The organism is Clostridium sp. DL1XJH146 (genome assembly GCF_054819755.1).
In genome coordinates, this window is sequence record NZ_JBTVVN010000044.1 from 1 (window position 1) to 24,822 (window position 24,822).

Sequence of the window (24,822 nt, forward strand, 5' to 3'; positions counted from 1 at the left end):
GAGATGGTAGATGGCGAAAGACCCGGAAGGCCAGAGATGGTAGACGGAGAGATGCCAGAGATGGTAGACGGAGAGATACCAGAGATGATTGATGGCGAGATGCCAGAGATGGTAGATGGCGAAAGACCCGGAAGGCCAGAGATGGTAGACGGAGAGATGCCAGAGATGGTAGACGGAGAGATGCCAGAGATGGTAGACGGAGAGATGCCAGAGATGATTGATGGCGAGATGCCAGAGATGGTAGATGGCGAAAGACCCGGAAGGCCAGAGATGGTAGACGGAGAGATGCCAGAGATGGTAGATGGTCAAATGCCTGGTGGGGAAATGGGTCAAGAAACAACAGAAGTTACTACTGATGTTGTTGATTCCACAAGTAGTAAATATGATACTTATCTTTTGATTGGATTTTTAATCTTAATGATAGGCACAAGTATATATTTAAGAAAAAAACATTAAATTAAAAAGATGCAGAAATGCATCTTTTTAATTTAGTTTAATCTTCAGACTTTTTTTAGACTATTCAGTTTTAAAATAGAAAAGTAAAAAAATCGTGGAATGATTTAATAAATGGAATTTATTGAAATTGACAACTTTTTGTTTTGATAATATAATAAAACTCATAAAAAATAATAACAAAATGTCAATAAAAAAAGTCTGTTTTAATGAAATGTTAAATAATAAGACTATTTTTATTGATTAATTACAGTGTTACTTTAATTAATTATTGGGGGCTATATTATTATGGATGTTAATTTTTATTTGAATTCTATGTGGGTACTCATAGCTGCAATACTTGTATTTTTGATGCATGCAGGATTTGCTATGGTTGAGGTTGGATTTACCCAGTCAAAAAATGCGGTGAATATTATTATGAAGAACTTTATTACTGTATCGGTTGGGGTTATTGGTTTCTTTTTTGTTGGCTATGGTATTATGTATGGAACAGATTTTCATTCAATATTTGGTATTGATAATTTTATGATTGTTAATCTACCGGAACAAATAGCAGGTATTTCAGGAAATGTATTTTTCTTTTTTCAAGCAATATTTGCAGCAACTTGTGCAACTATTGTATCAGGTGCAATGGCTGAAAGAACTAAATTTTCGTCTTATATAGTATTTTGTGTTGTGGCAACTACGCTAATTTATCCTTTGGTAGGTCACTGGATTTGGGGTGGTGGATTTTTAGCAGCTATGGGATTTAGAGATTTTGCTGGAGGGACAGCAGTACATGCAGTAGGTGGATTTGCTGCTTTAGTAGGTGCTTATTTAGTAGGGCCAAGAGAAGGTAAATATAAAAATGGTAAAGTAAAAGCTATTCCAGGGCATAATATTCCTCTTGGAGCTCTTGGTGTATTAATTCTTTGGTTTGGCTGGTTTGGATTTAATCCAGGTAGTACACTAGATATAACGTCTCCATTAACTGCTCACGCAGCTATTACTACAATATTAGGTGGAGCTAGTGCTACAATTTCAAGTATGGTTGTTAGTGCTATAAAATATAAAAAGCCAGATGCTGGGCTTACTTTAAATGGAGCTTTAGCAGGTCTTGTCGGTGTTACGGCAGGTGCTTCTATGATTTCGTTTATAGGTGCAATATGTATAGGTATAATTGCTGGAATTATAATGTTATTTTCAGTTGAATTCATTGATACTAAATTAAAAATAGATGATCCAGTTGGGGCAATATCTGTACATGGTGTCTGTGGAACATTTGGAACTTTAGCTATTGGTTTATTTGCTACTGATGGAGGTTTGTTTTACGGTGGAGGAGTTAATCTTCTTGGAACTCAATTTTTAGGTGTTTTAATTTGTGCTGTAACTGTGGTAATATTATCTTGTATTACATTTAAAATAATTGATAAAACTATTGGATTGAGAGTTGCTTCTCATGAAGAAGTTCGTGGACTTGATGCAGTAGAGCATGGTATATCAGCATATATTGATCTATAATAGGGGGATTACAGTATGGACAAGATGACTAAAATCGAAATTATATGTAAAAATAGTAAATTAGAAGATTTAAAAGAGGCTTTGAATGAAATTGAAGTAACAGGTATGACAATTTCACAAGTATTAGGATGCGGAACACAAAAGGGTGCTACAGAATTTTATAGAGGGGTTCCTTATGAAATGAATCTATTACCTAAGACGAAGGTTGAAATAGTAGTTTGCTCAGTTCCAGTTGAGAAAGTGATAGAAGCAGCTAAAAAAGTACTATACACAGGTGAAATTGGAGACGGCAAGATTTTTGTCTATGATGTTCAAAATGTAATAAGAATTAGAACAGGTGAAGAGGGGAAAGATGCGCTTTCCTAAGAGTTACTTAAGATAAATTTTAGGTTTTAAGACCTTGTGGTTCTAACTACCCTTTGAAATTTGCAAACTTCACAGTATATTAAAAAAACTGCCTAAGGGCAGTTTTTTTAATATACTCTTCTAGCATTATAATAATCTGACCTTGAACTTAATGAGGATATTTTGATAACATCTCCAGTTTGAGGTGCGTGAATAAAAGAATCATTACCTATGTAAATTCCAACATGGTGTACAGGATTACCAAAGAACACTAAGTCCCCCGGTTGTAATTGTGATTTTGGAATATAGGTACCAAAGTTAGTTTGAACATAGGATACTCTAGGTATAGATATACCGAAGTGCGCAAAAACATATTGAGTAAATCCTGAACAATCAAAATAATTAGGTCCTGTTGCACCCCATACGTATGGGCAACCTAAAAAATTAGAGGCATAGGCTACTATGGCATTAGGTGAAATTGAAGTTGAACCTCTAGAGATGTTATTATCATCTGAAGCACTATTATTTGAATTATCAGTAGTGCTTTCAGTAGTTTGTTTTGAAGCAGCTTCTCTTTCGGCAGCTTCTTTTGCAGCTTGTGCAGCAGCGGCTTCTCTTGCGGCTTTTTCGGCAGCTTCTTTTTCAGCGGCTATCCTTGCTTGTTCAATTAATTTATTAGTTTCTTCAATGTTGCTCTGGTCTTTTTCGATTAAGTCAGCGTATTTGCTGGCTTCTTCTTTTGCCTCGTTGATTAATATTTGTTGCTCATCTTTATTCTTTTCTAAGGTTTCTTTATTTTTAAGTAGTTCTTCTTTATTATTCATGTATTCAATACTTTTTTCAAAAAGCAATGCTTTTTGATCTTCAATATTAGATTGCTTTTCCCTAAGAGCGGTTGTTACTTTTTCATTAAAAGTTGATAGGGATTTAATAGTTTCTATTCTTGATAATAAGTCAGTTAAATTTTCAGCGTCTAGTAGTATTTCTATATAGCTTGTCCCACCAGTTATGTACATAGCTACCATTCTATTGTTATATAATTCTTTTTCATCTTCGATTTCTTTTTCTGCGGCTTCTATATCTTTTTCTAACTGGAGAATATTAGACTCAAGTTCGGAAATTTTATTTTCAGTTTCTTTAATATCTATTAATAATTTTTCTATCTCAGAATCAAAAATTTCGATTTTAATTTGGATATCTTGAATTTTTTGTTGAGATTCTTCATAATCATTTTTATGATTTTCCAAATCTTCTTGCTGATCTTCAAGTTGAGTACTGTAATCTGGAGTAGCAAAAATAGTTATAGAATAAGTTGCAGTGGTAAATAGTGTAAAAGTAAGCAATAAAGTAAGTGTTCTTTTAAGCATTTAGGCAGCCCCCCTTTGGTAGAATTATATAAACGTATTTACTTAAAAATACAGTCACTTATATTATAACACTTTTTGAAGTATTTTTAAGCAAAATTCTTTAAGATATAATTAAGATTTAAAGTATATTATATAATTTAATGAACATTAAATAATTGATAAGTAAAAAATATATATAAGATAAAAATCTTGTAGACTATGAAAGTTTTATTGTGCATTAGCATTTATTTTGCTAGAATTAGTATAATATTTAAAAATGTAAATTTTTTTGAGTATAATCCCAATATAGATAGTGATATTAACAAATAAACTAAAAATAAAATGGAGTGGAAATGTGAATAAATTTAAAATTTGTTATTCAAGAAAATCATATAAAAATAAAATACGTGCAACTTATACTACATTGATGTTTGTTTCTTTAATTATAATAACAGTAATATTGGTTTTGGGAATAAATAATATAGTTATACCAATGGGAGAAGAATTTGGGACAGTTATTCTAGAAAATAAAGCTAGCGAACTTGGAGAAATAATATATAAGAATAAAAACGTTCTCAATACTTTGAGCAATACCAAATCATTAAGATATGGAGATATAAATGAAATTCAAGAGGAGTTATCATATCAATTTAAAACATTAAAAACTCAATACGAGTCAATTACATATGTGGGCATTGACGGAAATAGTTTTACAAATAATGAGAATCCCATTGTTTACTCGAGGAGTTTAAATGAAATATTGAACGGTAGTACAGAGTACTCAGTATCATCATCTTTTAGAAAGAACGATAATGACAGACTATTAATATCTGTGGCGACTAGCGTTTATGATGATAATGGCAATTTGAAAGGAGCTCTTGAAATATTAACATATGTAGACAGTCTAGTTGTAGAAGCTACTAATAATAAATTAAATAAATATATGTATTATTGGTTATTTGATTCAGAAGGTAGAATTGTTTATCATCCAGATGATGATTTAATAATGGATATAGATTTAGAAAATTTAGAAGGTGCAGGGTATAAAGGGTTTGAAAAAATAAATGTAGAATTAGAAGAAGATGCATCGGGTGAATTAGTAATAGCATACCCAGATGACAGTGAGGGAACCATGATTTATGAGGAGATTCCTTATACACATGGTTGGATTGTTGCTGTTAGTTTATTTAATAGCTCTTTTTATGAAGGCATGCTCCATCTTCTTTTAATTGTATTTGGAATTGTATGTTTAATTTCTATAATTATTTTTGTAGTTGGAAAGAAGGTTTCGAATTTTGTAGCAAAGCCCTTAACAGAAATATTGAATACACTAGACTCATATAGTGAATTTGGCGAAATAATTATTCCTGATAGACTTAAAAACAATGAAGATGAAATAGGTATTTTAGCTACGACTATAGATGAAATGGCTGCAAGTATTCGTATTAATATTTCTGAGTTAAATCAAGAAATTACTAGCAGAGAATTAGTTGAAAATAACTTAAAAATACTTAATGATGAGCTAGAAAAAAGAGTTGAAGATAGAACAATAAAATTGAAAGAAGCAAAAGAAATAGCAGAAGAAGCCAATAAATCTAAAAGTAATTTTTTAGCTAATATGAGTCATGAGATTAGAACTCCTATGAATGCAATAATGGGATTAAATCATCTACTCTCCAATACAGAAATAAAACCATTTCAAAAGGATTATATAGATAAAATTGATGATGCTTCAAGAACTTTACTTAGAATAATTAATGATATTTTAGATTTTTCTAAAATTGAAGCAGGTAAGTTAGAGCTAGAAAACATAAAGTTTAATATAGATAAGGTTATGGAGAATTTATCTAATTTACTAGTTGTAAAAGCAAGAAATAAAAACATAGTATTGAATTTTGGAAGAGAAGAGGATGTGCCTGATGCTTTAATAGGGGATCCTTTAAGACTTGAACAGATATTATCAAATCTTTTATCTAATGCAATTAAATTTACTGAAGAAGGAGAAGTTGATGTGTTGGTATCTTTATTAGAAAATAATGAAGATGATATAAAAATACAATTTGAGGTTAAGGATACAGGAATAGGATTAACTGAGGAACAAATGAAAAAATTATTTTCTCCTTTTACTCAGGCTGATGGTTCAACCACAAGAAAATATGGTGGTACTGGTCTAGGGCTTGCAATTAGCAAGCAACTTACTGAAATGATGAATGGAGAAATATGGGCTGATAGTGAATTTGGAAAAGGAACTTCATTTTATTTTACTGCTAGATTATCTAAACAAAAGGATAAGGCTAATAGGGATTTTACTCCATCACCTAATTTAATAGGTATAAATGTATTGATTGTAGATCATAATTTAACTTCACTGAGAATACTTACTAGAATGCTAGAATCTTTTAGTTTTAATGTTACTCCTCTTAGAAAAGGAGAGGATGTTGTAAAAGAACTCAAAAATAATAAATATGAACTTATAATATTAGACTGGGACATGCCTGATTTTAATGGCATTGAACTCTATAGGCACATAGAAAAAGAATATAGTATAGACATGCCTAAGACAATATTTGTAAGCGCATACGGAAGAGATACATTTTTTAATCAAGTCAATAGAGTCGGATCTAAGTATTTTTTAATGAAACCAATAAATCAATCTGTATTATTTGACACAGTAATGGGAGTTTTTAATGAGAAAAAGCAGTATAAGGAAATTGAGGTACAAAATAAAATTGATTTTAACGAAATAAAAAATATTCTCAGTAATAAAAAGGTTTTATTAGTTGAAGATAATGAGATTAACCAACTGGTTGGAAGAGAAATTCTTGAAAGAACAGGTGTTAAAGTTAGTATTGCTAATAATGGTGAAGAGGCTGTTAAGTTTATTCATAATAATAAGTTTGATATAGTGTTTATGGATGTTCAAATGCCGATATTAGATGGATATGAGGCTACAAGACTAATTAGAAAAGATATTTTGAATAAGCATTTACCAATTATTGCTATGACAGCAAATGCCCTTAAAGGGGATAGAGAAAAAAGTATAAGAGCTGGTATGAATGATTATATTTCAAAACCTATAGATCCTTATAAATTATATGACTTATTATTAAAATGGATTGGTGATAATGAAACTATTAGCTTTTCTTTTGAAGGAGATAAATTGCATAATACTATTGAAAATAATATTGTTCTTGATGAGGAAAGAACTTTAATTAGACTAGGAAGTAATAAAAAATTATATTATGAATTACTTTTAAATTTTAAAGAAAACTATTTTGATGGTTATAAAACTATTTTTAACTTTTTAGAGAATGAAGAGTGGGATGAATTAAAAAGATATATCCATACGCTAAAAGGTGTAGCAGGGAATATATCAGCAAATAAATTATACAATAATATGCAATTAATTGAAGAAAAACTAATGGAGAATTTAGATGAAATTAAATTTTTCATTAATGATACAGATGTTTGTATAAAAGAAATAATTCAAATTATTGATGGTAAAAATCAATATGATATAGAAAAAACAAAAGACATAATATTATTAATTGATTTAAAGGAGCATTTATTAGAACTTTCAAAATGGCTACACCTTGGAAAAGCTAAATATGTAAAAGAAAAAACTGAGTATTTAAAATCAGTAGAAGTGAAAATGACCGATAAAAAAGAGCTAGATGAGATTCTTAAATTAATTTCAAAATATAGATATAAAGACGCAAAAGGGAAATTAGACAAATTATTGAAACAGATTGAGGAGGAGATCTAGATGAAGGAACAAAACACCATAATGATAGTAGATGATACTGAAATGAATATTAGTATTTTAGTTGATGCTCTTGGTGATGATTATGATCTCGTCATAGCAATTAATGGAGTTGAAGCGCTAGAACTTATGAAAGAAGAAAAACCAGATTTAATCTTATTAGATATTATGATGCCAGAGATGGATGGGTATACTGTACTCCAAAAGATGAATGAAGACATTTCTAACAGCAATATACCGGTTATTCTATTGACTGCTATTATTGATAGTGAGTCTAAAGCTAAAGGATTTTCATTAGGGGCGGTTGATTATGTAACAAAACCTTTTGAATTGTTAGAAGTAAAATTAAGAGTAAAAACACATTTAGAACTAAAAGCAGCAAGGGAATTATTGCAAAACCAAAATGAAAATTTAGAGAGAAAAGTTAGAGAAAGAACAAAGCAATTAGAGAAATCACAATTAGCTACTATTTATTGCTTAGCTGCTTTAGCTGAGACAAGAGATGCTGAGACAGGAAATCATATAAAAAGAACACAATTTTACGTACGAGAATTGGCTCTTCAATTAAGAAAAATGGGATTTTATTTGGATGAACTCACTGATGAGTTTATTGATTTATTATATAAATCTTCACCTCTTCATGACATTGGAAAAGTAGGAGTAAAAGATGAGATTTTACTAAAACCTGGAAAATTAACCCGATATGAATTTGAAGAGATGAAAAAGCATACAGTTTATGGGAAAGATACACTTGAAATTGGAGAAAAAGAATTAGGAGATAATTCTTTTCTTAAACTTTCTAAGGATATAGCATATATGCATCATGAAAAATGGGATGGTAATGGATATCCACAAGGTCTAAAGGGTGAAGAAATTCCCTTAGCAGGCAGGCTAATGGCCCTAGCAGATGTATATGATGCTTTAATTAGTAAGAGAGTTTATAAAGAAGGATTTTCTCATGAGAAAGCAGTAGAAATAATTATTGAAGGAAGAGCAAATCATTTTGACCCTAATATAGTTGATGCATTTCTCCAAATTGAAGATAGAATTAAAGATAAAATCGAAGAAGAAAATAGATAGACTTTAATGGTCATAGTTGGATTTAAATACATTATTTTCATAAATTTTTAATAATTAATTGCTTTTTTTACTGTTATATAGTATAAAGTAAATATAATATTTTGTTATTATGCAATTATTCAATGTATTTTAGAGTATATTTATTTAAATGGTAATTGTAAAAGGGAGGTAAGGGTCAAAATGAAAGAGTTTGTTATTATTGCAGATTCATGCTGTGATCTTCCAATAGAAGTTATTGAAAAGTATCACATAGATTATATTGGACTTTCGTGTAATATTAATGGTGTAGATATTATGGAAGGCAAAGATCAAAAAATTACTTATAAAGAATTTTATGACCAAGTTAGAAGTGGTGCAATGCCAACAACTTCACAAATTAGTAGTTATAGATTTAAAGAAAAATTTAAAGAGTATGTAGAAAAAGGTATAGGAGTACTTTATATAGGTTTTTCTTCTAAGTTAAGTGGAACATACAATAGTTCAGTTGTGGCAAAAGACGAGCTATTTGAAGAATATCCAGAAGCGAATATAATTACAATTGATAGTAAGGCAGCTTCTAGTGGACTTGGGCTTATTCTTGTTAAAGCTGCTAAGCTAAAAGAACAAGGTAAATCAATGGACGAGATTGCAAATTGGGTTGAAAACAATAAATTGAGAATATGTCATTTCTTTACTGTAGATGATTTGAATCATTTAAAGAGAGGTGGTAGGATATCAGCAACGACTGCTGCTGTAGGTTCCCTCCTAAGCATTAAACCAGTTATGTATACTAATGATGAAGGAGAATTGAAACCTTATTCTAAAGCAAGAGGTATGAAGAAAGCGATAAAAATGATATATGATAATTTTGAAAGCCATCTTACAGAAGATTCTTTAGAGGATATTATTATAACTCATGCCGATAATTTAGAAGGAGCAATTTTTTTAAAGAAGCTAATAGAAGAAAATCATGAAGTGAAAAATATAATCATTTCAAATATTGGACTTGTTATTGGCAGTCATACAGGAGCTGGAACTATGTCTGTTTATCTTTTGGGAACTAATAGGAAACCCGATAGATAATTAGATAGATATTGATTATTTTAGAATTTATGATAGGATTATAAATAGATAAACTTTACCCTAACTGAAATTTAGTTTGAGTAAAGTTTATATTTATCTAAAGAAAATAAGGAGTGATTAATATGATACCTACACCTCATATTGAAGTTAAAGATGAAGGCAAAATTGCAAAGACAGTATTGATGCCAGGAGACCCTTTAAGAGCTAAGTTTATCGCTGAGACATTTTTAGAGAATGTTGAGAGATTTAATACTGTAAGAAATATGTTTGGCTATACAGGAACTTATAATGGTAATACTATTTCAGTTATGGGAAGTGGTATGGGAATGGCTAGTATAGGTATTTATTCATATGAGTTATATAATTTTTATGGAGTTGAGAATATTGTACGTATAGGTTCTTGTGGTGCTTATACTAAAGATTTAAATTTGTATGATGTAATACTTGTTGAAGAATCTTGGAGTGAATCAAGTTTTGCTAAAGTGCAGAGTGGATACGACAAAGACGTAATTGAAGCATCCTCAGAATTAAATAGTAAATTAGAAGGAATTGCTAAAGAATTAGGTACTGAAATACATAAAGGTAGAGTTCATTCATCAGATGTATTTTACAGAGAAAATTTTGAAGAGTTCAAAGAAATTAATGAAATGCAAGGTTGCCTTGCAGTAGAAATGGAATCTTTTGCGCTTTTCCACAATGCAAAAGTTCTAGGAAAAAATGCAGCTTGCCTGCTTACAGTTTCAGATAGTTTAGTTACTCATGAAGCTACTACTTCTGAAGAAAGACAGTTGGCCTTTACTAAGATGATGGAAATTGCTCTAAGAGCTTAATTTTAAAACATAATTTGTAATGTTCAATCTGCAATTTGCAATTAATGAAGAATCTCGACCGATGGTCGAGATTCTTTGATTTAATTGTGCATTATTTATGAAGTTAGTTTTTTCATAAGGTGGCTTAGGAAGTCTTGAACGTTAGTTACTATGGTCGTTACTTCAAGTGTTCCTCTGTCTCTTAACTTATTTACTGCAAACTCTGAAACATCGATACTATAAATGTATACAGGTCTAACTTTTCCATCTTTTAATGTGTAAGATGGAGTCATATTTCCACTAGCAATGGTGTGGAGTTGTGTTGCTAAACAAATCAATGTTGTTGCTTTTCTTGTGTGCATTCTCATTTCATTTTGTGCTTCATAAACATTTCCGAAAACTGGTGGAAGCGGACCGTCATCACGAATTGAGCCTGCCAAAACTAATGGGACACTGTTTTTAAGTGCGCTATTTACAATTCCATCTTCAATATTATATTTTTCAATAAATTTTTCTATAGAACCTTCACGTCTAGCCTTATTTATTACATCTAAATGTTTGTAATGCCCATCTGGTAGGTATTCTTGGGAGTAAATGTTTTGTCCAAGGGCTGTTTTGAACATGCCGGCTTCTAAATCGTGTGTTGCCATAGCATTACCAGCAAGTATAGCATTTACATAGCCATTTTCAATTAATGCTGAAAAGGCATTTCTAGAATCGTAGTCAAAAACAACAGCAGGGCCAAGTACCCATACTACATATCCATTATTTTCTTTTTCGTGCTGTAGCAATTCATAAAGAGTATCATAATCTTTAGAGTAAGCTGTTTCACGGCTTCGTCCTTGTCTAAAGGCAAATGCTTGTTCCTCAATATCTTCGCAAACAAATCCTTCTTTATATATATAAATGCCTTGCATTGCATCTTCTTTTCTGCCTACTATGACTTTATCTCCTACTTCAAGATTTCTGAATTCAATAACGTTTATTGTATTGTTTTCTCTTAGTACAGGTACGCTATCCATTCTGCTTTCATTTGCTAAAATCCATTTTCCATTAACTTTAAAGTATTCTGGATAAATTGAAGTTCCATGATAATTTTCTGGTGCTACTCCTTTAATTACAACTTCTTCTGTTTTTACATTTGGAGCGATAAGGAATGGTTCTTTATCAAAATCTGGTTCTTTATAAATTGGTAGTTTAAATGACATTTTGTTTCCTCCCTTTTTTAGAAACTTATAGTGAAGCTTGTAATTGAAACCTTTTTATAAAACATAATTCTGTTTTTAACTTTAGTATTTAATAAGCTGTCAATAATTATAAAAATTCTATATTACATATGTTTATGATATAATATAATGAAAATAATGTAAAGTAGAGGATAAAGATGAAAAAAGATGAAAAGGGGATAAATATGAAGGATGAGAAAAAAGTTAGTAGTATTGGGTTAAAAACTTTTTTGGTATCAATGAGTATTCTATTGTGTTTGATGATTTTTGCTGGTATTATTTCTAGAATTATTCCAGCAGGAAGTTTTGAAAGGGTATTCTCAGAAGGTAGAACAGTGATAGACCCAGATTCGTTTCATTATGTAGAAAAAGGAAATTTCCCAATATGGAGATGGTTTACAGCTCCGATAGAAGTGCTTTGGGGAGAAGATTTCTTGGTAATTGATGTAATTATTATTTTCTTGTTTTTTGTTGGTGGTTCAGTAAATGTACTAAAGGATTCAAATGTTATTAATGCTATTATAGGAAAAATAATAACTAGATTTGAAGATAAAAAATATATACTTATGGGAAGTATTACTTTAGTTTTTATGCTGTTTGGATCAATGATTGGTATGTTTGAGGAAGTAGTGCTTCTTATACCCATAATGGTGGCCTTATCTTATTGCTTTGGATGGGATGCACTTGTTGGTGTAGGTATGGTTCTACTTGCTGCAGGATTTGGATTCACTGCAGCTATCGCAAATCCTTTTACTATCGGGGTTGCTCAGAATATTGCTGAATTACCGGTTTTTTCAGGAGCGGGATATAGAATTTTAGTTTTTGCAGTAATATATACTGTATTTATGATTTTTTTGGTTTCATATGCAAAAAAAATTGAAAAGGATCCAACTAAATCAATTGTTTATGATGAAAATATTGCTTATAGTGGGGAAGCTGAAAGACAAGAATACATATACTATGCAAAAGATAAAAAATTAAATAGAGCTATTAATTGGTTTAATATTATTATTTTGATTCTTTTATTAATTCTTATTTCTGGTTCATTTATTAGTAGTATTTCTGATTATTCACTTCCTATTGTTGGAGTTTTGTTCTTATTTGCAGGGATAGGTTCTGGTAAATTATCCGGTATGAGTATAAAAAAAGTGTCTAAGTCCTTTATTTCTGGTTGCAGTGGAATTGCACCAGGTGTTATTTTAATTTTAATGGCCGCAAGTATTAAACATATTATTAATAATGCTGGTGTTATGGATACTATACTGTATCAAACTGCTAATTTTATAAAAGGTACAAGTCCTTTTGTTGCTATATTAATTGTATATTTGCTTGTTTTATTTATGAACTTTTTTATAGGTTCAGGAAGTGCAAAAGCTTTTTTAATAATGCCAATAGTTATTCCTATTGCAGAAATTATAGGTGTTAATAGACAAATAATGGTTTTAGCTTTTCAATTCGGTGATGGATTTAGTAATATGTTATATCCAACCAATCCAGTTTTATTGATCAGTTTGGGATTAACCGTTATTAGTTATCCAAAATGGTTTAAATGGACAATAAAATTACAGTTAGTAATGATGTTTATTAGTACAATATTATTAGAAGTTGCTTTATTAATAAATTATGGGCCATTTTAAATAATAATAACTCAGATATTCCAATAAAGAAATTTATTGGAATATTTTTTTTACAGAAACAAAAAAATGTTAACTTATATAGAAAAATATGCTAAAATATAGGTAAATAAGATATTATAGGTAATTATGGCTATGAGGTGATTTTTATGTTTCAGAATACAAGAATTAGTAGAATGGATTTTATAGAGTATCTAAATGATTTTAAAAATGAATTTATAAATTATGAATTAGTTGATAATTATTTATTAGAAAATTCAGAGGAAAATTTTTTAAAATTCACTTCAGAATTTTGGGATAATCCTATTAAAAGGACAGATGAATTAAAACGTAAATATAATATTGATAGAGAAATTTCTTATATTGATATTTTAAAAGCTTTCTACAATGACACATATTTAGATTTTTTAGAGATGGTGTACTATGGGGAAAATACATTAGAAGATATATCTATAAAATTTCTTATACCAGAGAGCAGAGTAAAAGAGCTAGCAAAACCTATCATTATTAGAAAAAAAGATAAGTTTTGTCCAAATTGTTTTAATAATAGTTTTAAAATAAATTCAGCAATAGATCAAGTGATTGATGGAAGATATGAATATAATTGTGTTAAGTGTAATTGCAAGTTAAAATATGAAGAATTAGTATCTAATAATAACATAGAGGAAGATCATACAGATTTTTATGATAAGAAAGTTGAATTTAATGAAGCAATAATAGAAGTAAAAAGTATTTTAGAGTACATTTTATGTCCTGAATGCTTGAGTACATTACAATTAGAAGTAGATTTGTATGATTTTAGCTATTATATAAATTGTAACAATTGTGGGTATATGAGTATAGATATAAATAAAACATTGAATGATTATAATAAAGCTCAAAAGAAAAAAGAAATTTTTACAACTATTAGGTTAAAAGAAAAGAAATTAATTCGAGAGCTGTTAGGTGATAATGAATTTAAGGAGATAAATGTAATAAAAGAAGAAATAATTAAAGTTCAAGAGTGCAAAGATTCTATTGAGTTTGTTTGTGAAATTTGTAATATGGATGCACTAATTAAATGGGAGAGAATATTTTATAGAGTAAAGTTATGCAATAGGTTAGAAAAAAAAGTATTAATTAGTATATTAGAATTGATTAAAGAATACAATAAAGACCAGATTTTTTCTTTTGAAGATAATCGAGTATTGTTTTCAGAATACTGTCCTCATAGTCCTATATTAATGGAAATCATCGAAAAAACAAAAATTGTAACAGTCAGAAATGTAATGCGAAATTTAATAAAAAAAGGATTGCTAATTGTAAATGAAGAACATAATTGTATTATGGTACTACCAGAGTTAGTAGAAAATATTGAAATAATAAATGATACACTCAAAGTTCAAACTATAGATGATTGGCTAAGATATAGTGTTATTCAGAGGAATAATTATACATGTACTTGTTGTGGTGAAACAGGCAGACCTTTAAAAGTTGCTTATATTTCTTTAGATAAGAATACTAATGATTTTAATAATATGGTTGTTTTATGCGATAGTTGCTTCGAAATTATGACAAAAAATGAGATTTTAATCGAGGCTACATTAGCTTTAGAGAATGATTATATATTTTGTAATTCAGGTATTAGTTTAGAGTTTATTAAAAGGTACTTTCCGCAGCTTGTTAATAATTATGAATTAAAAAAGAGTATTAAAGAATGGCAAGAAGTTTATACGGATTTTAATATTATAAAAGCACTAGCAATAACAGCAGATAAGATAAAATACCATAAATTAACAGGTTCTTTAGAAATCCTAATAAATTATACAAAAGGAATATTAAAAAATAGTGATATTAGTAACGGAGTTATTGTAAGTGAAAAAATATTCAATAGGTATAGTTTAAATAAATGGCTGGAAGAGGCATAATAAATTTTAATTATTTATTTTTTAAAACAAAGTAGCCTACGGCTACTTTGAATATAAAGATATTCTATTGCGACCTCTTTTTTTAGCAGTATATAAGGCTTCATCTGCTTTCTTAATAAAATCACAAATATTAAAATTATTATCGGGTATTATGGAAGCTACACCGAGAGTAATAGTAACATAATTTGCTACTTTTGAATATCCGTGAACGATTTGTAATTTTTCGATTTTTTGCCTTAAGTTTTCACCAAAATCATAGGCTTGTTGACCATCTGTATTTGGCAAAATAATAGCAAACTCATCGCCACCGTATCTTGCAGCAGAATAATTATTTATTAATGAATTATTTAAGGTTTGTGCAACGGTTTGAATACATATATCGCCTTCTATGTGTCCGTAATTATCGTTATACTCTTTAAAAGCATCAATATCAATAAGTATTAGAGATATCATTTCTTTATACTCCATGTGATTGAAACAATGTACTCTTAATAAATTATCAAAATTTCTTCTATTAGGTATATTAGTAAGGCAGTCATATTTAGATAAATAATCTAAGGCTTTGTTTGCAAGAAGTAATTTATTTTCAGCATCTTCCCTAATTTTAATTTCTTTTTTTAGTTCTTTTGATTTTATTGAATTATTAAGAGCAATGGATGCATAAGGAACTAAGGTATTAATTACTTCTATATTTGATTTTGTAAAAGCAGCTTTTTTATGGCTTTGAACTGTTATTATTCCAATAAGGTCATTATTAACTATTAAAGGAGCATAAATTATAGAGTTTATAGTATTATTCCGACCATAATAGCTTGATTTAGCAGCATTATGTATATATTTTTTATTATCTTCAGAAAAATTATTAATAATAACCATTTCCTTATTTCTTAAACAAAAAGCACCTAAGCTGTTTTTGTCATGCAATGATTTTGTAGGTAGTTTTATTTTGATTCCATCTTCTATAAAGTGGCTATAGTTTATTAGTTTATTATCATTGTCGTAAAATCCAATCCCAAAAGTATTGGCACTCATAAATTTTTTTATTGTGTTAATTAATAATTCAACAATTTTATCTAAATCAAGAGTTGATGTGATTTTTTTTCCAAGTTCATTGATAATTGACACATTAGATAATGTAGATTGAAGGGTTTCTTTTTCTAATAGAGTTTCAGCAAGTATCTTTTTGGTTCTAAGGCTATTAGCTCTTTTAATAATAATTTCCTCTTCATATTTTTCATTGTAATCTCGGTATAATTTCAGATAATAATAGCTTTTATTTGAGTCTCCTTTTTTATTATAAATATCTGAAAGGTGACTACAAAATCTAGACATTTTATTAAACAAGTTATTTTTTTTTGAAAGCTCTAGTGCTAGTATAAGGGTTTCTATTGATTTATCAATTTTATTGTTTTGTTCTAAAAATTGAGAGTAGTTTTCTAATGCGAAAATCTCAGAAGGATATACTTTATATCTTTTTGCTAAGAATAAAGCTCTTTTAAAATAAATTTCAGCTTTATCAATCTTATGAGATTTCCAACTAATAAGAGCAAGTATAGAAAAAGCTTTAGAATAATACGTATAATACTTATTTTTTGTTAGATATTTTATTCCTTCAATTGTATAAAAATAAGCTTGGTCATAATTATTTTTTAAGTAACTACAATATCCTAAATTAATAAGAGGAATTCCTTTACAAATACCCCAAATATTCTTTGATATGATTTCATAACTTTGTTTGTAATAAGATATTGCCTCATCAATATTATTTAAATTTGAAAATATATCTCCGATACAGTTAAGTGCAATAGGAATCATATTTTCGCAAGAATTTTTTTTGGATATTTTAAGAACTTCCTCGAAATATTCAATTGAATCTTCAAAGTCAGAAGTCAACAAAAGAGCTTTAGCAAGTGTATTATAGCAATTAATGAGATTTTTTTGATCATTAGAATTTTTGAATATGTAAACAGATTTTGTAATGTGGTCTATTCCTTCTTGATAATTTCCAGTAAAGATTAAAGCATATCCGTGATATAAGTTACATTTTCCTATTCCGTATGTATAATCGATTTCTTTTGACAGGGAAAGCGCTTCGTTGCAATATTCAATACATTTATCTATTTCACAGAATCTTATTTCCTCGATTTTAATAAGAAGATTATCTACTCTATTTTTAAGATTAGTAATTTCCATATTTATCCCTCTTTTTTAATAAAAATTAAATCAGTTATTATTAATAGTTTAAGAAAGCTATAATGAATAATATAAGTATACTATACCAATAAATTCATTTTATTTCAATTATTCTTAATAAAAAGGTGTGGAGTTGAGAAAATATTTTTCGGAGATAATCTTTTAATGTATTAAGTTATTGCTAAACTGTTTTAGTAGTCTTTTTTTAGTATTTCCCTGTTTTTTATGGTAGTATTAAGTATTAATTAATGAGAGGAATGTATTTATGAGTAAAACATTAGTTCTAGCAGAAAAACCTTCTGTAGGTAGAGAAATTGCAAGAGTTCTTAAATGTAGAAAAAAAGGAAATGGATATCTAGAGGGAGATAATTATGTAGTAACGTGGGCACTGGGTCATTTAGTTACTTTAGCAGACCCTGAAGTATATGATGATAGATATAAGGCATGGAAAATAGAAGATTTACCTATGCTACCTAAACCATTAAAGCTTGTAGTTATAAAAAAAAGTGGGAAGCAATTTAGTGCAATAAAATCACAATTATTTAGAAAAGATGTAAGTGACATTGTAATAGCAACAGATGCAGGGAGAGAAGGAGAACTCGTAGCTAGATGGATACTAGATAAGGCAAAGATTAACAAACCTTTAAAAAGACTTTGGATAAGTTCGCAAACAGATAAAGCAATACTTGATGGGTTTAAAAATTTAAAGCCAGCATCACAATATGAGAATTTGTATAAAGCAGCCCAGTGTAGATCAGAAGCCGATTGGGTAGTTGGTCTTAATGTTACTAGAGCGCTTACCTGCAGACATAATGCACAACTTACAGCAGGTAGGGTACAATCAGCAACATTGGCTATGATAGTAAATCGTGAAGATGAAATAAGAACCTTTAAGCCAAAGGATTACTATGTTATTAATGCAAAGGCAAATGGATTTATTCTCCAGTGGAAAGATAAAAATAATAATAGTAATATATTTGACGAAGCAAGGGTAAATAAAGTTCTTTCAGCAACTAAAGGGAAAGAAGCTAAAATTGTAGATGTAAATGCTAAGGATAAAAAGCAATATGCTCCTGCTCTTTATGATTTAACGGAGCTTCAAAGAGATGCTAATAGAATATTTGGATATTCAGCAAAACAAACATTATCAATAATGCAAAGATTATATGAGAATTATAAGGTGCTAACATATCCTAGAACAGATTCAAGATATGTTACAACAGATATTGTAGCAACACTTCCAGATAGATTAAAAGCTGTCTCAATAGGTAGTTATCGAGCTTTTGCGACGGAGATACTTAATAAAAAGATATCAGGCAATAAAAGCTTTGTGAATAACAGTAAAGTAACTGACCACCACGCTATTATTCCAACAGAACAACAGGCTGATATTTCCCTTCTAAGTGGTGAAGAAAGACGAGTTTATGATTTAGTAGTTAAAAGGTTCTTATCTGTTATGCTGCCTCCATATGAGTATACACAGACAACTCTAGAAGCAGATATTAATGGGGAAACATTTATTGCGAAAGGTAATGTTATCAAATCTAAAGGTTGGAAAAAGATTTATGATAAAATTGAGGATTTGAGTGAAGATGAAGATGAAAGAGACGCTCAAACATTACCGGTAGTTAAAAAAGAAGATAAAATAAATATAAAATTAGTAGAGAGTAAGAGGCTTCAGACTAAAGCACCATCTAGATTCAATGAAGGTACTTTATTAACAGCTATGGAAAAACCTCAAAAATTCGTAAATGTAGATAAGGCTTCAGCTAAAACCCTTGGAGAAACAGGGGGAATAGGTACTGTAGCTACAAGAGCTGATATTATAGAAAAGCTATATAGAATGTTTTATATAGAAAAGCAAGGAAAAGACATTATACCAACATCAAAAGGTAAACAACTAATTCAATTAGTTCCTGAAGATTTAAAATCACCGTTACTTACAGCTAAGTGGGAAGCAGAACTAGACCTAATAAGTAAAGGAAAGAAAGATCCAAAAGATTTTGTAGAGAGAATGAGAAAATATGCAACAAATTTAGTTCAAGATGTAAAGAGCAGTGATACTAAATTTAAGCATACAAATGTTACAGGAAAAAAATGTCCAGAATGTGGTAAGAATATGCTTGAGGTCAAAGATAAACATGGAAAGATGTATGTATGTCAAGATAGGGCATGTGGTCATAGAGAAAGAATAAGTAAACTTACAAATTGTCGTTGTCCAGAGTGCAAAAAGAAGATGGAAATGCGTGGACAGGGTGAAGGTAAAATTTATTTCTGTACTAACTGTAATTTCAAAGAAAAAGTTTCTACTTTCAATAAAAGGTTTAAAAACAATGATAAGTTAAATAAAAAAGAAGTTTCAAATTATATGAAAAAGATGAAAAAAGACAATGATGATTTTAAAAATAATGCATTGGCTGAAGCTTTAGCTAAATTAAACTTAAAATAATTTATATAAGACAAGTATAGAAAATATGCTTGTCTTGTTTTATGCTTTACGCACTGCGTATATAATTGAGTTACCATATTATAGTTCTTTAATGGATATAAATAAGCGTATCATCGCAAGGAACATTATTGTAAAACCATTTAGCGTCATTCATTGCAAGTCTTACACATCCGTGGCTTGCTTTTTCTCCAAGTTTTTGAGCCTCGCTTGCAATCACTTCTTTATTTGAATCTACAGGAACACTATGGAAAAGATATATGTTATTCGAAAAATTCATCCAATAAAAGCCACCTTCACCATATTTTTCACTGAAAAAATATGTTCCTTTGCCATCCATTTCAAAGTAGCCAGTGGGCGTTGGTTTCGATTCGATTCCAGTTGAACAAACCATTGTTCTTATAAGGGCATTATTTTTATATACATTGACCACTTGATAAGGTACAGTAACTTCTACTTTATAGTTGTTGTAACTATTTTTATTTAAGAAAACACTGCGTTCATTAAAAATCTTTTTTGCTAAAGCATCAGATTCCTTCTGTTTTTGATATTTTTCTTGATAAAGTTTTAATAGTTTAGGTGCCATGGAGTTGTTTTTGTCGAAGGCTATAACACTATTTAAAGCTAATATTGCTTCTTTATAATCTCCAGCTGAATAAGCATTTTCTGCTATTGATAATAATCTATTTATTTTTATATTTGAATTTATCTTGTATATTGAAAAAACTATAATAGTTGTACTGAGTACAATTATTAAAATATGTAATAAATTTATTTTGTAAGATTTATTTTTGGTAAATACCATAAAGACACTCCTTATATTGAATTTAAAAAAAATGTTACTACACCCAGAATAATCAATTTACATAAAAGGTATATAATAACAAATTATATTTAATACATTACCATAATTTCAAAAAAAATCAAGTGAATAACAAAAAATATTATTAAGTGAGTCTATATTATAAAATATTGTCGATATTTATAAAGCTATTTAAATAAAAAAGAGCAATAATAATTTGTTTATTATCTTAATTATTAAATATATAGGATTTATGAAAAAGATTACAAATAAATATTGACATTAAAAAGTGTGGGTGATACTATTAATATAGTAAGAAATCTAACTATATAGAAAACAATTGTGTATATCAGCTTTATTATAAATTAAAATAAAAACTAAAAAGGGGAGTTTATTATGAATAAATCAAAAATTATTTTTGGTAATGAAATGAGTGAAAAGGTTTTTACAAAATCTGAAAAACAAAAGAAAAAGTATATTAAAAAATTTGGTGACGATAGAGAAAAAGTATATAAATTAAGCTCTGTAGATAATGATACATTAGGAAGCTTCCTAAATATAAAAAACATTGTAATTGGTGAAGAAGGAGAAGAGATTAATAAGGAAAAAGGTTTAGTTATTGGTAATATACGTATGGGATTTGGTCACTATAGAATCTCTATGGCAATAGCATCAGCAGCAAAATCTATAGGATATACACCTTATTGGTTTGACCTTCATTCATATGATAATACTACAGGTGGAAAGTTAATTGCTCATTTAAATTCATTGTATTCTATGGGATCTAGGTGGTCACAAAAATATCCATTATTCAATAAATTTTATTGGGAACCATTGAATTCAGAAGGATTTAAAAAATTATCTTATAATTCAGCAGATCAAAGTGCAGCAGAATTGATGAGTAGTGTATGCAAAGAACTTCCTAAAGATATACCATACATAGCAACTCATGTTTGGCCTTCACAAGCGGCAGTTCATGCTGGACTTACTAATGTTGTTAATGCTATACCTGATAATTGGCCAATGGCACTTCATTTGTCAGAAGGAGCTATCCATACAGTACAAACTCCATCATCTTATATGGGATATAGAACATTAAAAGGGATGAATGGGAACAAAGTATTAAATCCTATACCTAAAGATGAAATTTATGAAGTAGGGCATTATATTGACCATGAATTAGTTTTTAATATAGAAGAAGATTGCGCCAAACGATTAAATAGGTTGAAAAATAATAAAGCAAAAAGGGTTTTAATAACTGTAGGGGGAGCAGGAGCACAAAAAGAAATATTTGTCTCTTTAATTAAAGAAATGTTACCACTTATAGAGAAAAAAGAATTAGTTTTATATTTGAATGTAGGAGATCATAAAAAGGTTTGGGACGGATTAGTAGAAGATATCCCAGAGCTTGAAAATAAAGTATCAAAACATTTTGGTGATTGGGATGAAACAAGCACTTTTGCTCAAAAAGCTATTGATGGAGAAGTGGAAGGAATACATGCTTTTTATGATGAAGATATATTTGCGGCAGTTTATTCTACAAATATACTAATGAGATCAGCAGATATATTAATAACAAAACCTTCAGAATTAGCTTTTTATCCTGTTCCAAAACTATTAATAAAGAGAATAGGTGGACATGAAGCATACGGTGCGGTAAGAGCTTCAGAGGTTGGAGATGGAACAATAGAATGTGAAACAGTAGAAAGAACTGAACAAATGCTTAAACTAATGTTAGAAGATGATACAATGCTAACAATGTTTAATGAAAATATAATTCGAAATAAAAAGATTGGAATTTATGATGGGGCGTATAAAGCTGTGAAGCTAGCTGTTGGCAAGTATGAGAAATAGAGTATAATATTAGATAAGGGGGGATTTATTGTGAAAGAACAAGAGTATCTAATTGATGGTGTTGAGGGTCATAAAATTTATGTTGTATCATGGAAGCCAGAAGGAGAAATAAAAGGTGTTTTGCAAATTGTTCATGGCATGAGTGAATATTGTAGAAGATATAAGGATTTTGCAGAATATTTAAATAAGCAAGGAATTGCAGTTTATGCACATGACCATAGGGGCCATGGCAAAAGTGTTGGAGAAAATGAAACTAGAGGTTATTTCGACGCTAAAGATGGTTTTATGAAAGTTGTAGATGAAACGCATATAGTAACAGAATTTATTAAAGAGAATGAAAAGGATAAACAGATTTTGATTTTTGGACATAGTATGGGGTCTTTTGTAACCAGAAAATATATACAATTGTATGATAAGGATATAGTTGGAGCTATTATTTCTGGAACTGGAGATAGTAAGGGAGTAGTTGGAGCTTTAGGTAAATTAATAGCTAAAACTATATCTAAAGTAAAAGGCGAAAAGTATGAATCTAAATTATTAGATAAATTAAGTTTTGGTTCTTTCAACAGTAATTTTAAACCTAATAGAACTGTATCCGATTGGTTATCAAGGGATGAAGAACAGGTAGATAAGTACATAGCTGATGAAGGCTGCGGCTTTATGTGTACAGCGAAGTTTTATGTAGACCTTATGACAGGGATTGAGATGGTTTCTAACAAAGATAATATAGCGAAAACAAGACAAGACCTTCCAATACTATTTGTCTCAGGTGAGAAAGATCCTGTTGGTAATATGGGTAAAGAAATAGAAAGTGTATATAATAAATATAAAGATTTGTCTTTAGATGTTGAAATGAAACTATTTAAAGATGCAAGACATGAAATTCTTAACGAAATTAATAAAGATGAGGTTTATAAATATTTATTTGAATGGATGAAAAATTTTTATTAAATAATTAACAAAAGCCTATTGATAAAATAGGCTTTTGTTAATTAGCTGAATTTTTAGTGCAAGGGTTTTTAAAGAAGTTTTCTATTTGACAATAGTGAGAATCGATTAAATCCTCTCCATCATAAAGTTTAAAATTATATTCTTTTGGCATTGTTTTTATATATTGGATTGCTGATTTAGATATAACTCCAGTAGTAATGATCATACCGTTTTTAATCTCATCTTTAACCATAGAACCTAGTAGTTTATTTATAGTATTTGTATCAATTATTAATTTTGACTTTGATTTTTTATTGTGTTTTTTGCATTCTACATAATAAGTTTCAGTACCTCTTTTGCAAATTATATCGACTTTACCATCACCAGATAGGTTTTTTATACTTTCAATTATATAGCCTTCTTTTTCGAGGAATATTTCACACCAATGTTCGAATTCAAAGGGGGATAAATCAAGGATATCATTTATATTTATTTCTCCAGTTTCGGAACTATTAATAATTTTTTTATATGTTAAATAGTTTTTAAGAACATAATATCCATAATGGAGTATTTTTAATGTTAATATAAAAATAGTTATTAATAAAAGGAAATTTAAAAAATTGGAAATGGCATTAAATAGTAAGTTAGAAATATTCATTAAATCACACTCCTTTTAATTGTAGCAAGATTTCTATAATATAAATTCCAAGAGTGTTTTGAAAGATTTATCCCATCTAAAGGTTTAATATAATAATCCGATGGTAAGGTTCGTGAAAATTGAAGTGCACTTTCTGTAAAGTCTCCATTGGTTATAATCATTCCATTTTTTACACCATCATGAATCATACTACCTAAAAGTAGTTGAATATAGGGTTTGCCGATTTTGGTATAAATATCAGATACATTTTCTCCACGCTCGTCGTTTAAGAAAGACTGATACGCACTAATGTAAAATGTTTCACCAGTTACACTTTGGCAATTGAAGATTACTCCGTTTTTTGAGTGATTTGAATTATATTCTATGTTTTTGAAGCCCATATTTTCTAAGAAATATTTGCAGTAATCAATAAATTCATAGTCATATAATTGTGAAAGATAAAAACGTGATGTAAGTTTATGTTTGAGCTGATACAATCTAGCTGTGTTTTCGAGTTTGCTAGTATATATTGGCAATAGTTTTATAAGTAATACCTGAATTAAAATAACAATAATAAGAAAAAATGGTGAAATCTTTGTCATCATAATTTGATGCCTCCTTTTCTGAAATTATAGACAAAATATGGTAAACATATACTAGTAATAATACTTTTGATAGTAATAAAGCAAAAAAAATTGATGATGAGCAAAAAAACAGGCTCATTTATATCTATTTAGGACGTGTGTCTCAGTATTTAATACAGCTTTAACGAGTAAAAATATTTCGAGATAAATTAATCCAAAAATGTAATAAAATATTATATAATTATTAGTAA

17 protein-coding genes and 1 pseudogene are annotated in these 24,822 nt (G+C 29.1%); 12 read left to right on the forward strand and 6 right to left on the reverse strand.

Features of this window, described 5'->3' with window-relative positions; translation table 11 throughout:
- From ACVHXK_RS15840 to ACVHXK_RS15850, 3 genes and pseudogenes are all read left to right on the forward strand, one after another.
- Positions 1-456: pseudogene (locus ACVHXK_RS15840) on the forward strand (hypothetical protein); the annotation flags it as partial.
- A gap of 285 nt (positions 457-741) precedes the next feature.
- Complete coding sequence (locus ACVHXK_RS15845) at positions 742-1,953, forward strand: ammonium transporter (protein ID WP_461207389.1); 1,212 nt, start codon at positions 742-744, stop codon at positions 1,951-1,953.
- 15 nt (positions 1,954-1,968) lie between these two features.
- Positions 1,969-2,319: a P-II family nitrogen regulator gene (locus ACVHXK_RS15850; RefSeq protein ID WP_461207390.1), complete on the forward strand. Its 351-nt coding sequence runs from the start codon at positions 1,969-1,971 to the stop codon at positions 2,317-2,319.
- Positions 2,320-2,426: 107 nt separating this feature from the next.
- Here the strand turns inward: ACVHXK_RS15850 and ACVHXK_RS15855 are convergent, their stop codons facing one another.
- Entirely contained in the window at positions 2,427-3,665 is a 1,239-nt protein-coding gene (locus ACVHXK_RS15855) for a C40 family peptidase (RefSeq protein ID WP_461207391.1), read from the reverse strand.
- 334 nt (positions 3,666-3,999) lie between these two features.
- On the opposite strand from ACVHXK_RS15855, the gene ACVHXK_RS15860 reads away from it, so the two are divergent.
- From ACVHXK_RS15860 to deoD, 4 genes are all read left to right on the forward strand, one after another.
- A complete protein-coding gene (locus tag ACVHXK_RS15860; RefSeq protein ID WP_461207392.1) occupies positions 4,000-7,410 on the forward strand; it encodes a response regulator in 3,411 nt (1,136 codons plus the stop codon).
- Positions 7,411-8,487: an HD-GYP domain-containing protein gene (locus ACVHXK_RS15865; RefSeq protein WP_461207393.1), complete on the forward strand. Its 1,077-nt coding sequence runs from the start codon at positions 7,411-7,413 to the stop codon at positions 8,485-8,487. It abuts the gene before it with no gap.
- A 180-nt stretch (positions 8,488-8,667) separates the two neighbouring features.
- Positions 8,668-9,549 carry a DegV family protein gene (locus ACVHXK_RS15870; RefSeq protein WP_461207394.1) on the forward strand — a complete coding sequence of 294 codons (882 nt, stop codon included), beginning with the start codon at positions 8,668-8,670 and terminating at the stop codon, positions 9,547-9,549.
- A gap of 122 nt (positions 9,550-9,671) precedes the next feature.
- Complete coding sequence (gene deoD / locus ACVHXK_RS15875) at positions 9,672-10,379, forward strand: purine-nucleoside phosphorylase (RefSeq protein WP_461207395.1); 708 nt, start codon at positions 9,672-9,674, stop codon at positions 10,377-10,379.
- Positions 10,380-10,474: 95 nt separating this feature from the next.
- Here the strand turns inward: deoD and ACVHXK_RS15880 are convergent, their stop codons facing one another.
- Positions 10,475-11,566 carry a putative NPN-dependent ornithine cyclodeaminase gene (locus ACVHXK_RS15880; protein ID WP_461207396.1) on the reverse strand — a complete coding sequence of 364 codons (1,092 nt, stop codon included), beginning with the start codon at positions 11,564-11,566 and terminating at the stop codon, positions 10,475-10,477.
- 176 nt (positions 11,567-11,742) lie between these two features.
- Between ACVHXK_RS15880 and ACVHXK_RS15885 the strand changes: the two genes are divergently transcribed.
- A complete protein-coding gene (locus ACVHXK_RS15885; RefSeq protein WP_461207397.1) occupies positions 11,743-13,221 on the forward strand; it encodes a YfcC family protein in 1,479 nt (492 codons plus the stop codon).
- Positions 13,222-13,367: 146 nt separating this feature from the next.
- Positions 13,368-15,125, forward strand: coding sequence for a hypothetical protein (locus ACVHXK_RS15890; RefSeq protein WP_461207398.1), 1,758 nt, complete (start codon positions 13,368-13,370; stop codon positions 15,123-15,125).
- 42 nt (positions 15,126-15,167) lie between these two features.
- Here the strand turns inward: ACVHXK_RS15890 and ACVHXK_RS15895 are convergent, their stop codons facing one another.
- Positions 15,168-17,318, reverse strand: coding sequence for a sensor domain-containing diguanylate cyclase (locus ACVHXK_RS15895; protein WP_461207399.1), 2,151 nt, complete (start codon positions 17,316-17,318; stop codon positions 15,168-15,170).
- Between the two features lie 265 nt (positions 17,319-17,583).
- On the opposite strand from ACVHXK_RS15895, the gene ACVHXK_RS15900 reads away from it, so the two are divergent.
- Positions 17,584-19,767 (forward strand): DNA topoisomerase III, encoded by a 2,184-nt coding sequence (locus tag ACVHXK_RS15900; protein ID WP_461207400.1) that lies wholly within the window; start codon positions 17,584-17,586, stop codon positions 19,765-19,767.
- Positions 19,768-19,855: 88 nt separating this feature from the next.
- Here the strand turns inward: ACVHXK_RS15900 and ACVHXK_RS15905 are convergent, their stop codons facing one another.
- Positions 19,856-20,569, reverse strand: coding sequence for a L,D-transpeptidase (locus ACVHXK_RS15905; protein ID WP_461207401.1), 714 nt, complete (start codon positions 20,567-20,569; stop codon positions 19,856-19,858).
- Positions 20,570-20,962: 393 nt separating this feature from the next.
- Between ACVHXK_RS15905 and ACVHXK_RS15910 the strand changes: the two genes are divergently transcribed.
- The gene (locus ACVHXK_RS15910) at positions 20,963-22,420 is read left to right on the forward strand and encodes a DUF6937 domain-containing protein (RefSeq protein ID WP_461207402.1); all 1,458 of its coding nucleotides are present in this window, start codon (positions 20,963-20,965) and stop codon (positions 22,418-22,420) included.
- A 30-nt stretch (positions 22,421-22,450) separates the two neighbouring features.
- On the forward strand, positions 22,451-23,371 hold the full coding sequence (locus ACVHXK_RS15915) for a lysophospholipase (RefSeq protein ID WP_461207403.1): 921 nt from the start codon (positions 22,451-22,453) through the stop codon (positions 23,369-23,371).
- Between the two features lie 37 nt (positions 23,372-23,408).
- On the opposite strand, the gene ACVHXK_RS15920 is transcribed toward ACVHXK_RS15915, so the two are convergent.
- Both ACVHXK_RS15920 and ACVHXK_RS15925 read right to left on the reverse strand, forming a co-directional pair.
- Positions 23,409-24,008 carry a restriction endonuclease gene (locus ACVHXK_RS15920; RefSeq protein ID WP_461207404.1) on the reverse strand — a complete coding sequence of 200 codons (600 nt, stop codon included), beginning with the start codon at positions 24,006-24,008 and terminating at the stop codon, positions 23,409-23,411.
- Entirely contained in the window at positions 24,008-24,592 is a 585-nt protein-coding gene (locus ACVHXK_RS15925; RefSeq protein WP_461207405.1) for a restriction endonuclease, read from the reverse strand. The genes ACVHXK_RS15920 and ACVHXK_RS15925 overlap by 1 nt, the downstream gene beginning before the upstream one ends.
- Between the last annotated feature and the right edge of the window lie 230 nt (positions 24,593-24,822).